Here is a 2,735-nt window from a genome sequence, read left to right on the forward strand (position 1 = left end):
TTGATGCCTGGCAGTTCCCTACTCTCACATGGGGAGACCCCACACTACCATCGGCGCTACGGCGTTTCACTTCTGAGTTCGGCATGGGGTCAGGTGGGACCACCGCGCTAAAGCCGCCAGGCAAATTCTGTTAATCTGTATCAGGCTGAAAATCTGTCTCTCACCGCCAAAACAGCTTCGGCGTTGTAAGGTTAAGCCTCACGGTTCATTAGTACCGGTTAGCTCAACGCATCGCTGCGCTTACACACCCGGCCTATCAACGTCGTCGTCTTCAACGTTCCTTCAGGAGACTTAAAGTCTCAGGGAGAACTCATCTCGGGGCAAGTTTCGTGCTTAGATGCTTTCAGCACTTATCTCTTCCGCATTTAGCTACCGGGCAGTGCCATTGGCATGACAACCCGAACACCAGTGATGCGTCCACTCCGGTCCTCTCGTACTAGGAGCAGCCCCCCTCAATTCTCCAGCGCCCACGGCAGATAGGGACCGAACTGTCTCACGACGTTCTAAACCCAGCTCGCGTACCACTTTAAATGGCGAACAGCCATACCCTTGGGACCTACTTCAGCCCCAGGATGTGATGAGCCGACATCGAGGTGCCAAACACCGCCGTCGATATGAACTCTTGGGCGGTATCAGCCTGTTATCCCCGGAGTACCTTTTATCCGTTGAGCGATGGCCCTTCCATTCAGAACCACCGGATCACTATGACCTGCTTTCGCACCTGCTCGAGCCGTCACTCTCGCAGTCAAGCTAGCTTATGCCATTGCACTAACCTCCTGATGTCCGACCAGGATTAGCTAACCTTCGTGCTCCTCCGTTACTCTTTGGGAGGAGACCGCCCCAGTCAAACTACCCACCAGACACTGTCCGCAACCCGGATTACGGGTCCACGTTAGAACACCAGCCATTAAAGGGTGGTATTTCAAGGACGGCTCCACGCAGACTGGCGTCCACGCTTCAAAGCCTCCCACCTATCCTACACATCAAGGACCAGTGTTCAGTGTCAAGCTATAGTAAAGGTTCACGGGGTCTTTCCGTCTTGCCGCGGGTACACTGCATCTTCACAGCGAGTTCAATTTCACTGAGTCTCGGGTGGAGACAGCCTGGCCATCATTACGCCATTCGTGCAGGTCGGAACTTACCCGACAAGGAATTTCGCTACCTTAGGACCGTTATAGTTACGGCCGCCGTTTACCGGGGCTTCGATCAAGAGCTTCGCGTTGCCGCTAACCCCATCAATTAACCTTCCGGCACCGGGCAGGCGTCACACCGTATACGTCCACTTTCGTGTTTGCACAGTGCTGTGTTTTTAATAAACAGTTGCAGCCAGCTGGTATCTTCGACTGATTTCAGCTCCGTCCGCAGGGACTTCACCTACATATCAGCGTGCCTTCTCCCGAAGTTACGGCACCATTTTGCCTAGTTCCTTCACCCGAGTTCTCTCAAGCGCCTTGGTATTCTCTACCTGACCACCTGTGTCGGTTTGGGGTACGATTTCGTGTTACCTGATGCTTAGAGGCTTTTCCTGGAAGCAGGGCATTTATCACTTCAGCACCGTAGTGCCTCGTCATCACGCCTCAGTGTTAAAGTGAACCGGATTTGCCTGGAACACACACCTACACGCTTAAACCGGGACAACCGTCGCCCGGCTGACATAGCCTTCTCCGTCCCCCCTTCGCAGTAACACCAAGTACAGGAATATTAACCTGTTTCCCATCGACTACGCCTTTCGGCCTCGCCTTAGGGGTCGACTCACCCTGCCCCGATTAACGTTGGACAGGAACCCTTGGTCTTCCGGCGAGCGGGCTTTTCACCCGCTTTATCGTTACTTATGTCAGCATTCGCACTTCTGATACCTCCAGCATGCCTCACAGCACACCTTCGACGGCTTACAGAACGCTCCCCTACCCAACAACGCATAAGCGTCGCTGCCGCAGCTTCGGTGCATGGTTTAGCCCCGTTACATCTTCCGCGCAGGCCGACTCGACCAGTGAGCTATTACGCTTTCTTTAAATGATGGCTGCTTCTAAGCCAACATCCTGGCTGTCTGTGCCTTCCCACATCGTTTCCCACTTAACCATGACTTTGGGACCTTAGCTGGCGGTCTGGGTTGTTTCCCTCTTCACGACGGACGTTAGCACCCGCCGTGTGTCTCCCGTGATAACATTCTTCGGTATTCGTAGTTTGCATCGGGTTGGTAAGCCGGGATGGCCCCCTAGCCGAAACAGTGCTCTACCCCCGAAGATGAGTTCACGAGGCGCTACCTAAATAGCTTTCGGGGAGAACCAGCTATCTCCCGGTTTGATTGGCCTTTCACCCCCAGCCACAGGTCATCCGCTAATTTTTCAACATTAGTCGGTTCGGTCCTCCAGTTAGTGTTACCCAACCTTCAACCTGCCCATGGCTAGATCACCGGGTTTCGGGTCTATACCCTGCAACTTAACGCCCAGTTAAGACTCGGTTTCCCTGCGGCTCCCCTATACGGTTAACCTTGCTACAGAATATAAGTCGCTGACCCATTATACAAAAGGTACGCAGTCACACCCGAAGGTGCTCCCACTGCTTGTACGTACACGGTTTCAGGTTCTTTTTCACTCCCCTCGCCGGGGTTCTTTTCGCCTTTCCCTCACGGTACTGGTTCACTATCGGTCAGTCAGGAGTATTTAGCCTTGGAGGATGGTCCCCCCATATTCAGACAGGATACCACGTGTCCCGCCCTACTCTTCGAGTTCACA

At 53.7% G+C, this 2,735-nt stretch carries 2 rRNA genes (1 of these 2 running past the window's edge); both read right to left on the reverse strand.

Annotated features, from left to right (window positions below):
• Positions 1–5: 5 nt before the first annotated feature.
• Positions 6–121: ribosomal RNA gene (rrf, locus tag IM313_RS22215) — 5S ribosomal RNA — on the reverse strand.
• A gap of 66 nt (positions 122–187) precedes the next feature.
• Positions 188–2,735, reverse strand: a 23S ribosomal RNA gene (locus tag IM313_RS22220) (it continues 390 nt past the right edge of the window).

This window comes from Enterobacter cloacae complex sp. P2B, assembly GCF_014895985.1.
In the GTDB taxonomy this organism is placed as follows: domain Bacteria; phylum Pseudomonadota; class Gammaproteobacteria; order Enterobacterales; family Enterobacteriaceae; genus Enterobacter; species Enterobacter bugandensis.